Source organism: Micromonospora sp. NPDC048830 (assembly GCF_043198215.1).
In the GTDB taxonomy this organism is placed as follows: Bacteria; Actinomycetota; Actinomycetes; order Mycobacteriales; family Micromonosporaceae; genus Micromonospora.
In genome coordinates this window covers 39,437-54,155 of the sequence record NZ_JBICUP010000035.1, presented here as the reverse complement: position 1 = coordinate 54,155, position 14,719 = coordinate 39,437, and the positions used below count along the sequence as shown (strand labels likewise).

The following is a 14,719-nucleotide window of genomic DNA, read 5'->3' as shown; positions in this document are numbered from 1 at the left end:
TGGCGAACCCGCTCTGCTCAGCCGAGCGCGTACACGTCTTCCAGGTCGTGCCGCGAGGCGGGCAGGAGGACGTCTACCGCGAGCAGCGGCTTAGCCGTGCGGTCGCAGATGGCGAGGAGGACTGTCAGCACTGGCTCGCCCTCACGAACGGCCAGCAACTCGGCTTCCTCCTTGCTCGGAAGCCGCGCCGAGATGCGTTCGGTTACGTGATCGAACCTGAGACGCTTGCGTGCGGCCAGGTGCCGAAGCAGTCCTTCGGGCAGAGCTTCGCCCGTGCCGACTTTGGTCCCTTCAGCGAGTTCGATGGGTACGAACGCTGTGCCCAGTTCGACCGGGCCCAGCTCGTCAACGGTGATCAGTCGGCGCCGTGCCACGACCGGCGTGCCTGGGTCCAGGTTCAGGGCGGCGGCGGCTCGTTTCGGAGCAGGCACGGTGCCGGCCGCCAACACTCTCGACCCGGCGCGTTCGTCCTCGTCCAGGAGGGCGTACCGGCGTTCACGTGATCGCTGCTCGGTGCCGCCGGGCCGGCCGAGGACGAAGCGTCCCTTGCCCTGCCGGCTCTCGATCCAGCCGCCCTGCCGCAGCAGGTCCAGGGCCCGGACCACGACCGGCCGAGACGCCCCGAATTCGCGGATAAGCTCGGTTTCGCTGGGCAGCATCGACCCCGGCGGGTAGGTGCCATCCTCGATGCGCTGCTGCACCGCGTTGACGATCACCACGTACTTAGGCGGCGCAACCTCGATCGGCACCCGTTTCACCCCAGACGACAACTCAGCTTGTCAACAGGCTATCCGCGCCGCTGATCCCCTGTCCACGCGCTGTCGGCTGCGTGACCAGGCTTCGGCGTGAACTGGGCTTGCCAATCACGCAGCGCGTTCTTCAACCGCGCGTTCTCTTCGCGGAGGTTGGCCTCAGCGGCGTCCCTGGCGACCAACTCGTCGACGACCCGGCGCATGAACGCGTAGACGTTTTCCTCGGCCAGGCCTCGCCGGCCGAAGCGCGTACGCCGGAACCGCACCTTCCGCACCTGCTCGGGCCGCAGCGGCGCCAGCCGTGAGACCGTTCGGACGACTCCCACTGCCATCGAAACCTCCTGTCGAAGAGCCACGCGTGTCACTGACGCACGGCGTTCCGCGTCGTTCGTGCTGGCGTTTTCCGGCTGGGCTGTCGGGCTGCGGCCAGCGGAGGAGCAGCCCGTATGAGCCCCGCCGCCTGGACGTAGATCTCCCGGCGGTCCCGGGCGTTGCCCGCCCGATCGAGCACATAGCCCGTAAGCCAAATCCAGCCGTGGTACGTCGGCTGCTCACAGACCTTGATGACGCGGAAGATCAACGCTCGGTCGCCACCGAACTGCACCGACGCCAGCCGGTCGACGTACAGCACGTCCCCCGGCTTTGGAACCACGAACGTCTCCCCTCCGAGAGGCTTGGATGGGCACCGGGACGGGCGGGCCTATGACCGCGACCGACATCGCGGTTCCACCAGCACCCGCCCCGGGCCCTGCCTGAGGACGCAGCGGCTGACCGCGTCGTGCATGTGGAGGGCGGCGGCCGTCACCTCGTTGAGACGACCGCCAGCCCTGCCCGCTGCCCCTCCGTCCCGGTACCGGCGCAGTCGGGGCAGTCGCGCCGCTGCAAACGGTTCGGGTCGCCGGGAGCCCGGAGGGAGCGCCGAGGGCTGGCCATCTTCCAGCCGCGCCCTTCGCACGCCGGACAAGCGGCCGGCGCAGATGGCGAGGACCTGTGCGGGCCCCGCTGCGGGCGCGACTCATCCACACATCGCACGACTCGAACTCCGGTTGCTCCGACGCCTCTCGGCGCTGAGCCGCTACCCCGGTGCCCGCGACGACGCGTCAGGCCATGTGCATCAGCCGAATGCACAATTGCGGTGGGTGAGCCGTCCATGGTGGAGAGATTGCCTGGAACCTGTGGGACCGATCGAGGACCCGTACCTACGCCTCTGGCGGACATCGAGTGGACACCACGAGGACCTGCATTGCCCGAAGGACCTCACCCGGGCGAGCGTGGAGACAGCCCATCAGGAAGGCAACGACGGATGGCACGAGAACGCCGCAAACCTCGCACCCTGCTGGAGTACCTGATCCAGCAGAGCGACCGCACGTACGAGGAACTGGCAGACGAGTTCTCCCGGATGGACCCCCGGGCAGCGATCAGCGCCCGGCACCTCGGGCGGCTGGCACGCGGCGAACGGGACTTGGCCTCATCCACCCCCGCCACCCGGCGGGCGTTGCAGGCCATGTTCGGCAAGTCAATCGACGAATTGCAGCGCCCCTGGGCTTCTCACCAGTTGACCCCTGCGCCGGATCGACACCTTGTCGCCCCGACCGGCGCCGGCCCGGAAAGGAACCTCCTCGCCATGGCCGCACAACGCGCCCGTCAGTACGCCATGCTCGCCGCCGAGTCCACCTCTCCGGCGGCCATCGAGCAGCTCGCCGAGGATGTGCAACGCCTCGCCCTGGCCTACCCACAGCGCCCGGTCAGCCACGTTCTTCCCGACTTGGTCGAGACACAGGACACCCTCTTCACCCTGCTCGAACGCCGCCAGGCGCCGAACCAGTCGAGGGACCTGCATTTCCTCGCCGGCATCACCAGCGGGCTACTCGCCAAGGTCTCCCACGACATGGCCGACCCCCACTCGGCCATGCTCCAGGCCCGCACCGCGGTTCTCTGCGCCGAGCAGGCCGGCCACCCCGGCCTGCAAGCGTGGCTGCGCGGCCTGCAATCCCTCGTCGCCTACTGGGCCGGCCGGTACGCCGAAGCGGTCCGCTACGCCGAAGCCGGTAGCGAGTACGCCACCCAGGCCGGCGGAACCTCCGCCGTCTGGCTGCCCGCCAGCGCCGCTCGCGCCTACGCCGCCCTCGGCAACGCCGAGCAGGCCAAGGTCGCCATCGCCCAGGCCGAGGACGCCTGGTCCCGGGTACGCCCCGACGAGATGGACGAGATGGGCGGCATCTGCACCTTCAACCAGCCCCGCACCCTCTACTACGCCAGCGACGCTCTCGCCTGGCTGCCCGGCGAGGCCACCACCACCGAGCGCTACGCCTTGCGCGCCGCCCAGGCATACGCGGACCCCAACGACCCAGCATGGGCGTTCGGCGACCAAGCCGGCTCCCACGCCAACCTCGCCATCGCACGTGTCGCCAGCGGCGACCTCGACGCAGCCGCCGACGCCCTGGCCCCGGTGCTCGACCTACCCGCCGACCAGCGCATCAACGGCATCATCCACTCCGTGCGCCGAGTCCACCAAGCCATCACCCGAGCCGGCCACGCCAACGACGCCCGCGACCTCATCGACGGCATCGAGCACTTCACCCACACCCCGGCGAACGCCCTACCCCGATAAGGCACCATCGGGGGCATGTACCCGATCACCATCCCCGGCCGCGTCATCATCCTGCGCGACATGCGCTCCGCTGACGCGGCCGACGCTTTGGCAATCGTCGGAGACGACCGGGTTACCCAGTGGCTCTCCTTCGACAGTCGGGACCAGGCCGCCGCCGTAGCGATGGTCGAAGGCACCATCCAACGGGCCCAGCTCACTCCGCGCACCGAGTACTACCTTGCCGTCGCCGACGCCTCAGACCGGATGATCGGGTTCGCACGGCTTGGCCTGACGGGCCACCAGGCCGCCAAGCTCGGGTACGCCATCGGAGCCGACCACTGGGGCCACGGCTACGCCACCGACGCGGCCCGCACCATCGTCAACTTCGGCTTTCAGGAGCTGGGGCTCCACCGCATCACCGCAGCCATCGGCCCCGACAACGCCGCCTCCATCGCCGTCGTCGAACGACTCGGCATGCAGTTCGAAGGCCGGCTACGCGACCACGTCTTCACCAACGGAGCTTGGCGCGACTCCCTGCTCTACTCCATCCTCGGCCCTGAATGGAGCGGCGCCGCTGCCTGAACGCTGCCCGCTTCCAGGCACGAGCCAACCCGATCATGGTGCCGGTACGATCGCCGGCATGCGCGACGCCGACACGCCGCCGCAGGAGCCCGCCCACCGCAAGCACACCCGCAGCGAACTCACACCGCAACAACGTGCCGCGCTCATCCGAGCCACCGCGGCTGAGGTGTACGAACGTGTATGGGAGTGGCGACAGAGCAGCAGTTGGCAGGAGACACCGACAAATGTCCATCGCTATCAAGCGACCATAAACGCAGTTGCGCCAGGTGGGCCGCGTGCCAGGCCGTCCCTCATCTCCGAAACACTCTCTGCCGAGCAAGATCCGGAACATTCGCGGAATGATCAAGGGGTTCGCTCGGGAGTCGTCGGGCATATGTACTGGTAGGGCGACGGGTGCCGCAGCGGGCGCTACCCCTTCCTAAACCGTGTGTCGATCCTCCCCGTTGGGCCGGCAGCAGGCATGCCACCTCAACCCCAGCACTGCCGAATCACTCTCAATAGGATCAAGGGGCCGCGCAAGCGCGGCCCGCCCGCCGCGCTCGGCCTGCTGGCGGCCTCCGGCCGGCATCGGCCGGCGCGGCGGGCAACTTGCCGGCTCGGATCGTCACGCCCGAGATTCGATGATCGCGGCCTCGATGCGTAGCCCGATCCCCGTGGCGACCAGGAAGCCCGCGAGGACATGCGGCTCTGTGGCCCCGGTGTCGGTCGACAGCGTGATGGCCGAGACCAGGAGACCGGCGACAAGGACCACGTTTCCGAGCGTGCGATTCTTGGATGCGCGCCTCGAAGCAGGGTTCACCTGGCGGACGGTACCGAAGATCGGGTGTCGGTGCTGTCGGGACTTGTGCCCGATCAGCGCCGTGACGATCGCGAGGGCGGTTGGCCGCCGCCGAGGTTGGGGCGATCGGCTGCCGCGCCGCTTCGCGGCTTGCCACCGGGTACGGAGACCAGGCCGCGGAATGCCGGCGCCACGCGAAGCCGCTCCCGGCCAGAGGGCCGGGGGCGGAAAGCCGTACGACGCCGGACAGCCGCGACCAGGGTTGCCGGAAGCTAGGAGACGTCGAAGAGGCGAAGGCCGTCGTACTCGGCGAAGTCGGCGTAGTCCTTGCCGTTGAACGTCGCCAGCGGTAGCCGGTCGACCAGGCAGCACGCCGCGATCCAGGAATCATTCGTCGGCCGGGGTCGCCCGCGATGCTGCGCCCGCGCCTGGAGTTGCCCCCAGGTTGTCGCCACCGCCTCGTCGAAGGGCAGCAACACGACCCCGGACCGCCACTGGCGAGATCAGCCAGCTTGCGTGGCCCCCAGCTCCGCAGCGCGGTCCACTTGGTCAGCTCCCCGAGCGTCACGAAGGTGATGCAGAGGGTCTTACCGGCCAGGCGAGCACGGAGACGGTCATGCAGCCGCCCCCGGAGGATTGCCGACGCTACGTCGGTGTCCAGGACGACCAGGCTCACGCGGCGCCAGCCCGCCGGGAGGCGTAAAGGTCGGCGAGGAAGTCATCCAACTCCTCGTCCGACTCGAACAGGCCAGGCCGCGCCAGGTCGTCGACGGAGGCGACTGGCCGGATCCCCTGACGACGCGCCAGCTCCTCAGCCGGTACGTGCTCAGCGGTCGGCCACTCGGGCATCTGCTCAGCGCTACTCGACGTCACAGCTCACCTCCTGCGTCTCGAATCATCGTTCATTCTCGCACCTCCGACGTCGAGGCGGCGCACGTCGTGAGTGCCTCCGGCCGTTTCCGGCGCGCGCAGCCCGTTACACGAGAGTCAGCGAATCGTCAGCGAACGCCGTACCGCGTGGTCCCACTCGATCATGTTCGACGGCACGACCGATGCGCCTGACCACGCGGTACGGCACTTGATCACACTCGCCGCTACGTCAGGTCACTTTCCCCCCCGACGGGGGTCGTCCTTATTTCCGCCGAGCAGCCCACCACGCGACCCGCCAGTACCCGTAGGAGCCCGTCACGTTCCACCCGTCGTGGCGCCGTGGCGTCAGCGGGCACACAGTGGGGCACAGGACACCGTCGAACGTCGGCAACGAGGAGGTGCACGTGGACGCCGTCGTGCTTGCCGAGGTTCTGGCCCTGGCCGGACGCGACGTGCCGGGCCTGGAGGCGGACGGGTGGACGCCTCCGGTGCAGGGCGCCGTCGGACACGTCGTCGGCGTACGGGACGCGTCGGGGTCTCCGCTGCTGTTGAAGATCTACCCGGTCGCCAGACCGCGGCGCCGCGACACCGAGGTGCTCGCGCAGCGCCTCCTCGCGGCCGTACCCGGTCCACGGGTACCCCGGCCCGTCGCGCAGGGGAACGTGGACCGCTTTCCGGGCGTCAGCTTCCTCGTGATGACCCGCCGCGGCGGGACGCGGTGGGCGGATCGGCGCGCGAGCATGGACGCGGCGGGGACGACCCGGCTCACCCGCGAGGTAGGCCGTGCGCTGTGGGGCCTGCACGCGGTGCGCGGCCGGTGGTTCGGCGACCTGGTCGACGGCGGGACCCGCTGGCCGTCCGCGTGGGCGAAGGCGGCCGCGCGTAGCGACGACCTGCTCGACCGGTACGTGCGGACGGACGGCCCACCGGAGTTGGCCGGACGGATCCGGCGCTTCGTGGCCGGCTGTCAGGCGGCACTGGCCTCGTGCCCGGGCCCCGTGCTGTGCCACAACGACGTCAACGACGGCAACCTGCTGATCTCCGCCACGCCGGACCCCCGGCTGTCCGGCATCGTGGACCTCGAACGCGCCAGCTGGGACGACCCGCTCAACGACCTGGCCAAGACCCGGCTGCACGTCCGCCACCACCGGCCGGTCGACACCCCCGCTCTCATTGAGGCGTACGGCGTCGACGGCGCCGACGCCCAGCGGCGCCTGGACGCGTACGAGGTGTTGCACGCGCTGGAGGAGCGGCTGTGGGTCGCGCAGGACCGCCCCGCCGGATGGCGTCACTCGATCGACGCTCTCGAGGCCTTCCTCGCCGCTCGCACCTGACGGTCAGGCGCTCGTACGTACTGGTTGGGCGCTCGCACCTGACGGTCAGGCGCTTGCACGCGCCGGCCAGGGCAGCGGGTCCGCAGGCCGAACAGGCGGGGTTCGCGGCGCTTCGCACCTAGCCGCACATAGCAGATCGACAGTGGTTTCGGGCGTTGTCCACAGGGCCTCCCGTTGTCCACAGGCGGGCGTGAACGGGCGGCGAACGACGGGCGGATGAGACCACGCTCTCCGGCAGCACCCCGAGCCCGACTGCTGGAGGCCGCGATGCCACCCCGTACCTCCGTCCCACCGCACCGGCGGCTGCCCCTGCTGGTGACCTCGGACGACGAACTGCTCGACGACCTGCTACGGCTCGCCGCCGCAGGCGGCACCGAGGTGGAGTTGGCGCGGGACCCGGCGGCCGCCCGGTCCCGCTGGACCCCGGCGCCGCTGGTGCTGCTCGGCAGCGACCAGGCGCAGGCGTGCCTACGGGCGCGGCTGCCCCGCCGGCCACGGATGGTCCTGGTCGGCCGCACCGGGCAGCTCGATCCCGGCTGGGAGATCGCCGAGCTGATCGGGGCGGAGCACGTCGCTACCCTGCCCGCCGCCGAGCCGTGGCTGGTGGACCGGTTCGCCGAGTGCGTTCCCGGCGGGGCCGGGGACGTGGCGGCGCGGGTGGTCGCGGTGCTGGGCGGCAGGGGCGGCGCGGGAGCGAGCGTGTTCGCCGGCGGGTTGGCGGTGACCGCCGCCCGGGCCCGGCTGCGGACCCTCCTCGTCGACGCTGACCCGCTCGGCGGCGGGCTGGACCTGGTGCTCGGGTGGGAGCAGTTGGAGGGCCTGCGTTGGCCGGCCTTGACCGACGCCGACGGACGGGTCGACCCGCCGGCGCTGGTCAGAGCTTTGCCCAGCCGAGGTGACCTGGTGGTCCTCTCCTGGGACCGGGGCGACCTGCTCACCCTGCCCGCCCCGGCGATGGCGGCCACCCTGGAGGCGGCCCGGCGGGGGCGGGACTTCGTGGTGGTCGACGTGCCCCGGCAGCTCGACGACCCGGCCGTGCTCGCGTTGCAGGCCGCCGACCAGGCGTACGTCGTGGTGCCGGCCGAGCTGCGCGCCACCGCCGCGGCGGCCCGGGTGGTCGCCGCGGCGGCACCGCACTGCACGCAGCTCTCGGTCATCGTGCGGGGTCCGGCCCCGGGCCGCCTCAAGGCCGTCGAGGTGGCCCGCGCCCTGGGCCTGCCGCTGGCCGGCACCCTCCGCCCCGAGCCGGGGCTGTGCCGGGGGCTCGAACGCGGCGAGGCGCCGACCGCCGACGGGCGCGGCCCGCTGGCCGCCCTCTGCCAGCGGATCGTCGGCGAGCTGACCGGCCTGCCCGTGCCGGGTGCGGCATGACCGGCGGCGCCGACGCCGGGCACCTGTCCAGTCGGGTACGCCAGCGTTTCGCCGCCGCGGCCACCCCCGTCACGCCGGCCGCCGTGGTCTCCGCCGTACGCGCCGAGCCCACCGCGGCCGTCCTCGGCGACACCGCCCTGCTGCGGATCGCCGGCCGGGTGCACGACGACCTGGTCGGCGCGGGCCCGCTGGCCCCCCTGCTCGCTGATCCCGAGGTGACCGACGTCCTGGTGAACGGCACCCGGGTGTGGGTGGACCGGGGGCAGGGCCTGCACCAGGTCGCGGTGCCGGTCGGATCCGTCGACGACGTACGGCGCCTGGCCCAGCGCCTCGCCGGCGGGGCCGGCCGCCGCCTCGACGACGGCTCCCCGTACGTGGACGCCCGGCTGCCCGACGGTACCCGGCTGCACGCGGTGCTGCCTCCGGTCGCCACCGACGGCCCGTACCTGTCCCTGCGCACGTTCCGCCAGCGCCCGTTCACGCTCGACGATCTCGTGCGGCAGGGCACCGTGCCGCGGCCGGTGGCCCCGCTGCTGGCCGCGGTGGTGGCCGCCCGGCTCGCGTACCTGGTCGTGGGCGGCACCGGCTCGGGCAAGACGACGCTGCTCAACACGCTGCTGGGGCTGGTCCCGGCGACCGAACGGATCGTCCTGGTCGAGGACGCCGCCGAGCTGCGCCCCATGCACCCGCACGTGGTCGGGCTGCAGGCGCGCACCTCCAACGTGGAGGGTTCCGGGGCGGTCGGGCTCAGCGACCTGGTCCGGCAGGCCCTGCGGATGCGGCCGGACCGGCTGGTGGTCGGGGAGTGTCGGGGCGCCGAGGTGGTCGACCTGCTCGCCGCGCTGAACACCGGCCACGACGGTGGGGCCGGGACGCTGCACGCCAACGCCCCCTCGGATGTGCCGGCCCGGCTGGAGGCGCTCGGAATGCTGGGCGGGCTGCCCCGGCTGGCGCTGCACGCCCAGGTCGCCGCCGCTCTCCAGGTTCTGCTGCAGGTCCGGCGTGGCGCCCGTGGGCGGGTGCTGGAGTCGGTCTGCCTGCTGCTCCCGTACGGCCCGGACCGCCTGGTCACCGTCGTGCCCGCCTGGGTACGCGGTCAGGGCTCGGGTCCCGCCGCGCGGGCCCTCGGCGCGCTGCTGCGCGAGCGGGACGTTCCCGTACCGCCGGTCCTGTCCGAGACGTACCCCGAGGGTGGCCGGCGCGCGGCGCCGGAGGCATCGGCTCCGGGGCGGGAGAGTCCCGTACGACCGGCACCGCGGCACGGGGAGGGCCGGTGAGTCAGGCGGGCCTCCTGGTGGCGGTGTTCCTCGTCGCCGCGGCGGCGGCCGTGGCGTGGCCGGTGCGCCGTAGCCGGGCCCGGCGCCGGGCGGTCCTCGGGGCGCGGCCGGCCCGGCCCCCGTCGGCCGGCAGCACGCCCGGCGCGGACGATGACCAGCGGCCCTTCTCCTCCGCCGCCCCGTCGGCTCCCGCCCCCACGGAAACGACCGCAGTCGAACGGCGGTCCGGTACCGGAGCGGACGCCCATGTCGCGCCGCATGTTGGGGGCCGTCCGCGGCAACGCCCGCACGACCGCCCTCCGGGCCTCGGGAGGCAACCCGGTCCACCCGGCCGTCGTGATCCGCGCCGTCCCGCCGGTGCCCTGGACCGGCCCGGGGTGGCGGCGCCGGGCGACTCCTATCAGGGCGGTGCGGGGGCCGGGAGGAACGACACCGGAAGCGGCTCGCGCTGGCCCCGCCTGCCGGACTGGTCGGGGGTGTCGCCGCGGCGCTCGCTGTTGCTCGCCGCGGTGACGAGCGCGGGGTTCGGCGGTCTCCTGGGCGGGCCGGTGGCCGCCGTGGTGGTCGGCGCGTACGGCGCGCTGGCTGCCCGCGCGGTCGTCCGGCGACACCGCAACCACCGAATCCGGCTCGCCCGGCGGCACAGCCTGGACCAGCTCTGCGCCCTCGCCGCGGACCTGCGCGCCGGTGTGCCGGTGCTGACCGCCGCGGCCACGATCGGCGTCGGCTCCGAGCCGGGCACCTGGACCGGAGCCCAACCGAACGGCGGCGCCGGCCTGCACGTGGGAGCCCGTTCGGCCGGCGGCGTCGGCCTGCTCACGGGTGCGCTTCCGAGCGGTGGCGCCAGTCCACTCGTGGGTGCCCTTGCGACCGGTGGCGCCAGTCCACTCACGGGTGCCCTTGCGACCGGTGGCGCCAGTCCACTCACGGGTGCCCTTGCGACCGGTGGCGCCAGTCCACTCGCGGGTGTCCTTACGGCCGGTGGCACCGGCCCGCTCCCGGCAGCGGGCGACGATGCACCCGCGTCCGGCGATCCTGACACGGGAGCCGACACGGGAGCGGACGTGGATCGGCTCGGGCGGCTGGCCCGGGCGGCCGTCCGGCTCGCCGACCGGACCGGCGCGCCCCTGGCCGACCTGGTGGAACGGATCGAGGCCGACGCCAGGGCCACCGACCGGGGACTGGCCGCGGCAGCCGCGCAGGCGGCCGGCGCCCGGGCCACCGCGTGGCTGCTCGCGGCGCTGCCACTCGGCGGCATCGGTCTCGGGTACGGCGTCGGCGTCGACCCGGTCGCGGTGCTGCTGCACACCACCGTCGGCGGAGCCTGCGCCGTCGCGGCGGTCGTCCTCCAGATCGTCGGGCTGTTCTGGGCTGAACGGCTCGGCGCGACGCCGGGCGGGAACCCCTGATGTCCCGCCAGGTGTTGGCCGCCTGTTGCCTGGTCGTCGCGGCGGTGCTCGCCGTGTCGACCGGCGCGCGGCCAGGCCCCACCCGCCGGCTGCGCGCGCTGCGGCGGCGGGGTGGCCCAGCAGGCCGGCCGCAGCCGGCGTGGTGGCCCGATCGGGTACGGCTCGGCTCCGGGCTGGCCGGGGTGGCGGTCCTGGTGGTGGCGGACAGTTGGCTCGGCGTTCTCGGTGGCGTGGTCGTCGCGGTCGTGGCCGACCGGGGCCTGCGCCGGATCGAGCCCCGAGCCGTCCGGGAACGCCGGCTGCGGGAATCCGCTGACCTGCCCCTCGCCGCCGACCTGCTGGCGGCCGCGATGCGGGCCGGGGCGCCGGTGGACCGTTCCGTGCTGGCGGTCGCCGAGGCGCTGGGCGGTCCGCTGGCCGAGCGGCTCGGTCGGGTCGGCCGGACCCTGCTGCTCGGTGGTGGCCCGGAGGAGGCCTGGGCACACCTGGGTCCGGTGCCCGGTGCCGACCGGCTGGCCGGTGCCGCCGTCCGCTCCGCCAACAGCGGCGCCGCGCTGGCCGGCGCCCTGACCAGGCTTGCCGACGACCTGCGCGCCGACCGGTCGACGGCCGCCGAGGCGTCCGCCCGCCGCGCGGGTGTGCTCATCGTGCTGCCGCTGGGGCTCTGCTTCCTGCCGGCCTTCATTCTCGCCGGCCTGGTGCCGGTGATCGTCGCCGTCCTCGGCGACGTGCTGTGACGACCATCGAGAAGGGAACGAGATGCGCAAACTCCTCACCCGCCTGCGCGGCGACGCCGGGATGAACACGGCCGAGTACGCGGTCGGCACGCTCGCCGCCGTCGCGTTCGCCGGCATCCTGCTCAAGGTGCTGACCTCCGGGAACGTGCAGTCGGCGTTGACCGCGGTCATCGACCGGGCGTTGAAGTGAGTTCGCGCCGGCCGGCCGGCCGCGACCGGGGTTCGTTCACCGCCGAGCTGGCGGCCGGCCTGCCGGCGTTGCTCCTGCTCCTGCTGGCCGGCCTGACCGCGGTGAACGCGGTCACCACGAAGGCGGCATGCCTGGACGCGGCCCGGGAGGCGGCGCTCGCCGCCTCCCGGGGCGAGGCGGGTACGGCGGCGGGGTCCCGGATCGCGCCCCCGGACGCCGTCGTCACGGTGTCGGTCGGCGGTGACCGGGTCACCGCCACGGTACGGGCTCCCGTCCGCGCCGTCGGCGCCCGGCTGCCCGGGATCAGCGTGACCGCCACCACGGTCGCCGCAGTCGAACCCGGTGCCCCGGCGGCGCAGCCGTGACCGCCGCGCCTCCCCGATCGCGGGGACGGGCCGCCCGTCCGACGGGCGGTGACCGGGGAGGGGCCGCCCGTTCGGCGACGGGCGGTGACCGGGGAGGGGCTGCCCGTTCGGCGACGGGCGGTGACCGGGGCGGGACCGCCCGCCCGACGACGGGCGGTGACCGGGGCGGGGCGACGGTCTGCCTGCTCGCCGCCGGGCTGGTCCTCGTGCTGGTCGGTGCCTTCGGGGCGGCCGTCGGGGCCGCCAGGGTCGCCCGCCACCAGGCCCGCGTCGGTGCCGACTTCGCCGCCCTCGCCGGGGCGGGTCAAGCGCTGGGCGGCGACGGGCCGGCCTGTGCGGCGGCGGACGAGCTGGCCCGCGCCAACCACGGCCGGCTGACCAGCTGCCGGCTCGACGGACTCGACGTGTTGGTGACGGTCGAGGTGGGAGTCGATCCGCTACCGGGGCTGAGGCGGTCCGCCACCGCCACCGCGCGGGCCGGTCCGCCGCGGGGTTGAGGGGCCGCACGGGCCGGTCCGCCGCGGGGTTGAGGGGTCGGTCGGGCCGGTCCGCCGCGGGGCTGAGGGGCCGCACGGGCCGGTCCGCCGCGGGGTTGAGGGGTCGGTCGGGCCGGTCCGCCGCGGGGCTGAGCGGTCAGTCAGGACGTGCCCCCTGCCCGAACAGCCCGGTCGATAGGCTCAGCTGCGGCACGGACAGCGGATCGACGGAAAGGTTTGACAGCGCGTGGGCATCCAACGACATGTGACGTCGGAGGCGATAACCGGACTGGCCGGCGATCTGGACAAGGACGTCAAGAGTCAGGTCACTCTGGCCAAGCAAAAGATCGAGACGACCCGGATCGATGCCTTCCCCGGGTTCGGCCTGGTGGGACTGCCCCTTCAGTTCGCCTACAACGGGATGGTCGACGACTTCCAGCAGTTCCTCGACAAGTACTCCGAGACGATGTCGGAGATCGCCGTGACGCTGCGTACGAAGATCGCGCCAGCCTGGCAGGACGCCGAGGACCACAACAAGGTCCTCTACGGCGACAAGTGACGAACGGGGAAGACAGATGACTGCACCGAATCCCGCGGCGATCGCCGCCATGAGTTTCGCCGTCGCCGAGGCGAGGGCCTCCTCCCTGACCCTGATCAACGGGCTCCGGCTCTCCCTGGTGCTCGGCGTGGCGGTCGCCAACGTGCCCGCTATGTGGGAGGCGGGTGTCACCTGGTCGACCGAGGTGGGCACCGAGCTGTCGGAGATCCAGGCCAAGCTGGACGACGCGATGGACAAGGCGAAGGAGGGCTGGACGGCCGACGACTTCGACGCCCTGGAGAACAAGCTCAAGGAGATCGGCAAGGAACTGGCGAACGTGCAGAGCAGCGCCGGCCTGATCGGCGGCGGCATGTTCGCCGTCGCCGGCGCGTACACCCTGTTCTGGGCGTACGCGGCGGTGGTGGCCGCGCTGACCCTGGCGCTCGCCATCATGGTCCTCGCCGCGCAGTTCACCCCGGCAGGCCCCGCCATGCGGATCTCCGCGGAATCGATCGTCGGCACGCTGGTCTCCGTGCTCGACCTCTGGCTGGCCAAGCTGGCTGCCGTCGGCGCGGCCTTCGGTGCCTTCGCGGGCGCCGCCGTGGTCGGCGCGCTGAGCGGGCCGGCGCTGCTCAACATCGACGACCGGACCGCGAAGCTGGAGCAGGTCAAGATCGAGTGGGCCCCGCCGAACAAGTTCATCTCCCCCAAGAAGGAGGAGCCGGTGCCCTACAACGAGGCGAACGGGGAGGACAAGCCCACGAAGTGACCGGGGCTGGTCGCCGGGGCGTCCGGGCCCCGGCGACCGGTGACCTCGTTCCGTCGTCGAGGTCGACCCCGATGAGGCCGGACGGCATTCAGCCGCACCGGTCCGGCGGCATGGGACGGGCCGACGAGGTCAGCTGAGCCGGCGGCGCAGCCGCTCGATCTCGTCCAGCGAGGCGTCGAGGCCGGCCTCGGCGGTCCGCCGCATGTCCCCGAACACCTCGTCCGGCGAGCGGCTCCCGTCCAGGATTCCGCTGAGCAGCTCGTCGCCGAACGCCTCGCGCTGGGCGTCCGCCATCCGGGCCTGCATGTCCTGCGTCGCCGCCGCGTGCGCCTGCTTGAACGCGTCCGCCAGGTCGTGCGAGGCGAACCGCATCGCCCGCGCGTCGACGTGCACGTCCGAGACGCTGCCGCCGAGACCGACCGACACCTGCACCAGGCCGCTGTCGTCGGACCCGTGGCCGGTGACCTCGGCCAGCCGGGACTGGAACGCCTCGGCCTTGCGCTGAAGATCCTGAGAGATCCGCAACGCGCGGTCGATCTCCTGGCTGTTGTCCATGAACAAGGGGTACCCCCGTCGGTTCGGACGGTCGGCCCGGACCGCCTGCCTTCGATTCCGCGCCAATCTACCGGTCGGCTCCTCCGCGGGAACCACCCACCGTCGGGGGCGGAGCCAGCCGGCGCA

Annotated in this window: 20 protein-coding genes; 12 read left to right on the top strand and 8 right to left on the bottom strand. The window is 73.0% G+C overall.

Features of this window, described 5'->3' with window-relative positions:
• Positions 1-17: 17 nt before the first annotated feature.
• Genes ACGFIZ_RS25355 through ACGFIZ_RS25345 form a run of 3 tightly spaced genes read right to left on the bottom strand, consistent with a single transcriptional unit; the run spans position 18 to position 1,383 of the window.
• A complete protein-coding gene (locus ACGFIZ_RS25355; protein WP_393423124.1) occupies positions 18-749 on the bottom strand; it encodes a GntR family transcriptional regulator in 732 nt (243 codons plus the stop codon).
• A 38-nt stretch (positions 750-787) separates the two neighbouring features.
• Positions 788-1,084: a DivIVA domain-containing protein gene (locus tag ACGFIZ_RS25350; protein WP_393423122.1), complete on the bottom strand. Its 297-nt coding sequence runs from the start codon at positions 1,082-1,084 to the stop codon at positions 788-790.
• Positions 1,085-1,113: 29 nt separating this feature from the next.
• Positions 1,114-1,383: a hypothetical protein gene (locus ACGFIZ_RS25345; protein ID WP_393423121.1), complete on the bottom strand. Its 270-nt coding sequence runs from the start codon at positions 1,381-1,383 to the stop codon at positions 1,114-1,116.
• A gap of 672 nt (positions 1,384-2,055) precedes the next feature.
• Here ACGFIZ_RS25345 and ACGFIZ_RS25340 point away from each other — a divergent pair.
• Entirely contained in the window at positions 2,056-3,363 is a 1,308-nt protein-coding gene (locus tag ACGFIZ_RS25340; protein ID WP_393423119.1) for a hypothetical protein, read from the top strand.
• A 15-nt stretch (positions 3,364-3,378) separates the two neighbouring features.
• Positions 3,379-3,924: a GNAT family N-acetyltransferase gene (locus ACGFIZ_RS25335; RefSeq protein ID WP_393423117.1), complete on the top strand. Its 546-nt coding sequence runs from the start codon at positions 3,379-3,381 to the stop codon at positions 3,922-3,924.
• A gap of 604 nt (positions 3,925-4,528) precedes the next feature.
• Here ACGFIZ_RS25335 and ACGFIZ_RS25330 read toward each other — a convergent pair.
• The 3 genes from ACGFIZ_RS25330 to ACGFIZ_RS25320 all read right to left on the bottom strand — a co-directional run bounded on the left by ACGFIZ_RS25330 (position 4,529) and on the right by ACGFIZ_RS25320 (position 5,575).
• On the bottom strand, positions 4,529-4,675 hold the full coding sequence (locus ACGFIZ_RS25330) for a hypothetical protein (RefSeq protein WP_393423115.1): 147 nt from the start codon (positions 4,673-4,675) through the stop codon (positions 4,529-4,531).
• Positions 4,676-4,974: 299 nt separating this feature from the next.
• The gene (locus tag ACGFIZ_RS25325; RefSeq protein ID WP_393423113.1) at positions 4,975-5,181 is read right to left on the bottom strand and encodes a PIN domain-containing protein; all 207 of its coding nucleotides are present in this window, start codon (positions 5,179-5,181) and stop codon (positions 4,975-4,977) included.
• Positions 5,182-5,374: 193 nt separating this feature from the next.
• Positions 5,375-5,575: a hypothetical protein gene (locus tag ACGFIZ_RS25320; RefSeq protein WP_282323625.1), complete on the bottom strand. Its 201-nt coding sequence runs from the start codon at positions 5,573-5,575 to the stop codon at positions 5,375-5,377.
• A gap of 401 nt (positions 5,576-5,976) precedes the next feature.
• Between ACGFIZ_RS25320 and ACGFIZ_RS25315 the strand changes: the two genes are divergently transcribed.
• From ACGFIZ_RS25315 to ACGFIZ_RS25305, 3 genes are all read left to right on the top strand, one after another.
• Positions 5,977-6,906, top strand: a complete 930-nt coding sequence (locus ACGFIZ_RS25315; RefSeq protein WP_393423111.1) for a phosphotransferase family protein — start codon at positions 5,977-5,979, stop codon at positions 6,904-6,906.
• A gap of 315 nt (positions 6,907-7,221) precedes the next feature.
• The gene (gene ssd, locus ACGFIZ_RS25310) at positions 7,222-8,277 is read left to right on the top strand and encodes a septum site-determining protein Ssd (protein ID WP_393423184.1); all 1,056 of its coding nucleotides are present in this window, start codon (positions 7,222-7,224) and stop codon (positions 8,275-8,277) included.
• Positions 8,274-9,554 carry a TadA family conjugal transfer-associated ATPase gene (locus ACGFIZ_RS25305; RefSeq protein ID WP_393423109.1) on the top strand — a complete coding sequence of 427 codons (1,281 nt, stop codon included), beginning with the start codon at positions 8,274-8,276 and terminating at the stop codon, positions 9,552-9,554. The genes ssd and ACGFIZ_RS25305 overlap by 4 nt, the downstream gene beginning before the upstream one ends.
• Before the next feature lies 1 nt (position 9,555).
• Here the strand turns inward: ACGFIZ_RS25305 and ACGFIZ_RS25300 are convergent, their stop codons facing one another.
• Positions 9,556-9,753: a hypothetical protein gene (locus tag ACGFIZ_RS25300; RefSeq protein ID WP_393423107.1), complete on the bottom strand. Its 198-nt coding sequence runs from the start codon at positions 9,751-9,753 to the stop codon at positions 9,556-9,558.
• A 310-nt stretch (positions 9,754-10,063) separates the two neighbouring features.
• Here ACGFIZ_RS25300 and ACGFIZ_RS25295 point away from each other — a divergent pair, with 310 nt between their 5' ends.
• From ACGFIZ_RS25295 to ACGFIZ_RS25265, 7 genes are all read left to right on the top strand, one after another.
• Positions 10,064-10,963 carry a hypothetical protein gene (locus ACGFIZ_RS25295; protein ID WP_393423105.1) on the top strand — a complete coding sequence of 300 codons (900 nt, stop codon included), beginning with the start codon at positions 10,064-10,066 and terminating at the stop codon, positions 10,961-10,963.
• Positions 10,963-11,700 (top strand): type II secretion system F family protein, encoded by a 738-nt coding sequence (locus ACGFIZ_RS25290; RefSeq protein ID WP_393423103.1) that lies wholly within the window; start codon positions 10,963-10,965, stop codon positions 11,698-11,700. The genes ACGFIZ_RS25295 and ACGFIZ_RS25290 overlap by 1 nt, the downstream gene beginning before the upstream one ends.
• A gap of 22 nt (positions 11,701-11,722) precedes the next feature.
• Entirely contained in the window at positions 11,723-11,890 is a 168-nt protein-coding gene (locus tag ACGFIZ_RS25285; RefSeq protein WP_013283643.1) for a DUF4244 domain-containing protein, read from the top strand.
• Complete coding sequence (locus tag ACGFIZ_RS25280) at positions 11,887-12,255, top strand: TadE family type IV pilus minor pilin (RefSeq protein WP_393423101.1); 369 nt, start codon at positions 11,887-11,889, stop codon at positions 12,253-12,255. Before ACGFIZ_RS25285 ends, ACGFIZ_RS25280 begins: the two co-directional genes overlap by 4 nt.
• Positions 12,252-12,752 carry an Rv3654c family TadE-like protein gene (locus ACGFIZ_RS25275; RefSeq protein WP_393423099.1) on the top strand — a complete coding sequence of 167 codons (501 nt, stop codon included), beginning with the start codon at positions 12,252-12,254 and terminating at the stop codon, positions 12,750-12,752. The genes ACGFIZ_RS25280 and ACGFIZ_RS25275 overlap by 4 nt, the downstream gene beginning before the upstream one ends.
• A 226-nt stretch (positions 12,753-12,978) precedes the next feature.
• Complete coding sequence (locus ACGFIZ_RS25270; RefSeq protein ID WP_347666700.1) at positions 12,979-13,290, top strand: hypothetical protein; 312 nt, start codon at positions 12,979-12,981, stop codon at positions 13,288-13,290.
• 16 nt (positions 13,291-13,306) lie between these two features.
• Positions 13,307-14,038, top strand: a complete 732-nt coding sequence (locus ACGFIZ_RS25265) for a hypothetical protein (protein ID WP_393423097.1) — start codon at positions 13,307-13,309, stop codon at positions 14,036-14,038.
• A 129-nt stretch (positions 14,039-14,167) separates the two neighbouring features.
• Here the strand turns inward: ACGFIZ_RS25265 and ACGFIZ_RS25260 are convergent, their stop codons facing one another.
• Positions 14,168-14,593 carry a YbaB/EbfC family nucleoid-associated protein gene (locus tag ACGFIZ_RS25260; RefSeq protein ID WP_393423095.1) on the bottom strand — a complete coding sequence of 142 codons (426 nt, stop codon included), beginning with the start codon at positions 14,591-14,593 and terminating at the stop codon, positions 14,168-14,170.
• Positions 14,594-14,719 lie beyond the last annotated feature (126 nt).

What these genes read in the sequence shown, in the direction of transcription:
- ACGFIZ_RS25350 (WP_393423122.1), bottom strand. Translation starts at nt 1,084, where the DNA reads ATGGCAGTGGGAGTCGTCCGAACGGTCTCACGGCTGGCGCCGCTGCGG.
- ACGFIZ_RS25340 (WP_393423119.1), top strand. Translation starts at nt 2,056, where the DNA reads ATGGCACGAGAACGCCGCAAACCTCGCACCCTGCTGGAGTACCTGATC.
- ACGFIZ_RS25335 (WP_393423117.1), top strand. Translation starts at nt 3,379, where the DNA reads ATGTACCCGATCACCATCCCCGGCCGCGTCATCATCCTGCGCGACATG.
- ACGFIZ_RS25305 (WP_393423109.1), top strand. Translation starts at nt 8,274, where the DNA reads ATGACCGGCGGCGCCGACGCCGGGCACCTGTCCAGTCGGGTACGCCAG.
- ACGFIZ_RS25290 (WP_393423103.1), top strand. Translation starts at nt 10,963, where the DNA reads ATGTCCCGCCAGGTGTTGGCCGCCTGTTGCCTGGTCGTCGCGGCGGTG.
- ACGFIZ_RS25285 (WP_013283643.1), top strand. Translation starts at nt 11,723, where the DNA reads ATGCGCAAACTCCTCACCCGCCTGCGCGGCGACGCCGGGATGAACACG.
- ACGFIZ_RS25265 (WP_393423097.1), top strand. Translation starts at nt 13,307, where the DNA reads ATGACTGCACCGAATCCCGCGGCGATCGCCGCCATGAGTTTCGCCGTC.
- ACGFIZ_RS25260 (WP_393423095.1), bottom strand. Translation starts at nt 14,593, where the DNA reads ATGGACAACAGCCAGGAGATCGACCGCGCGTTGCGGATCTCTCAGGAT.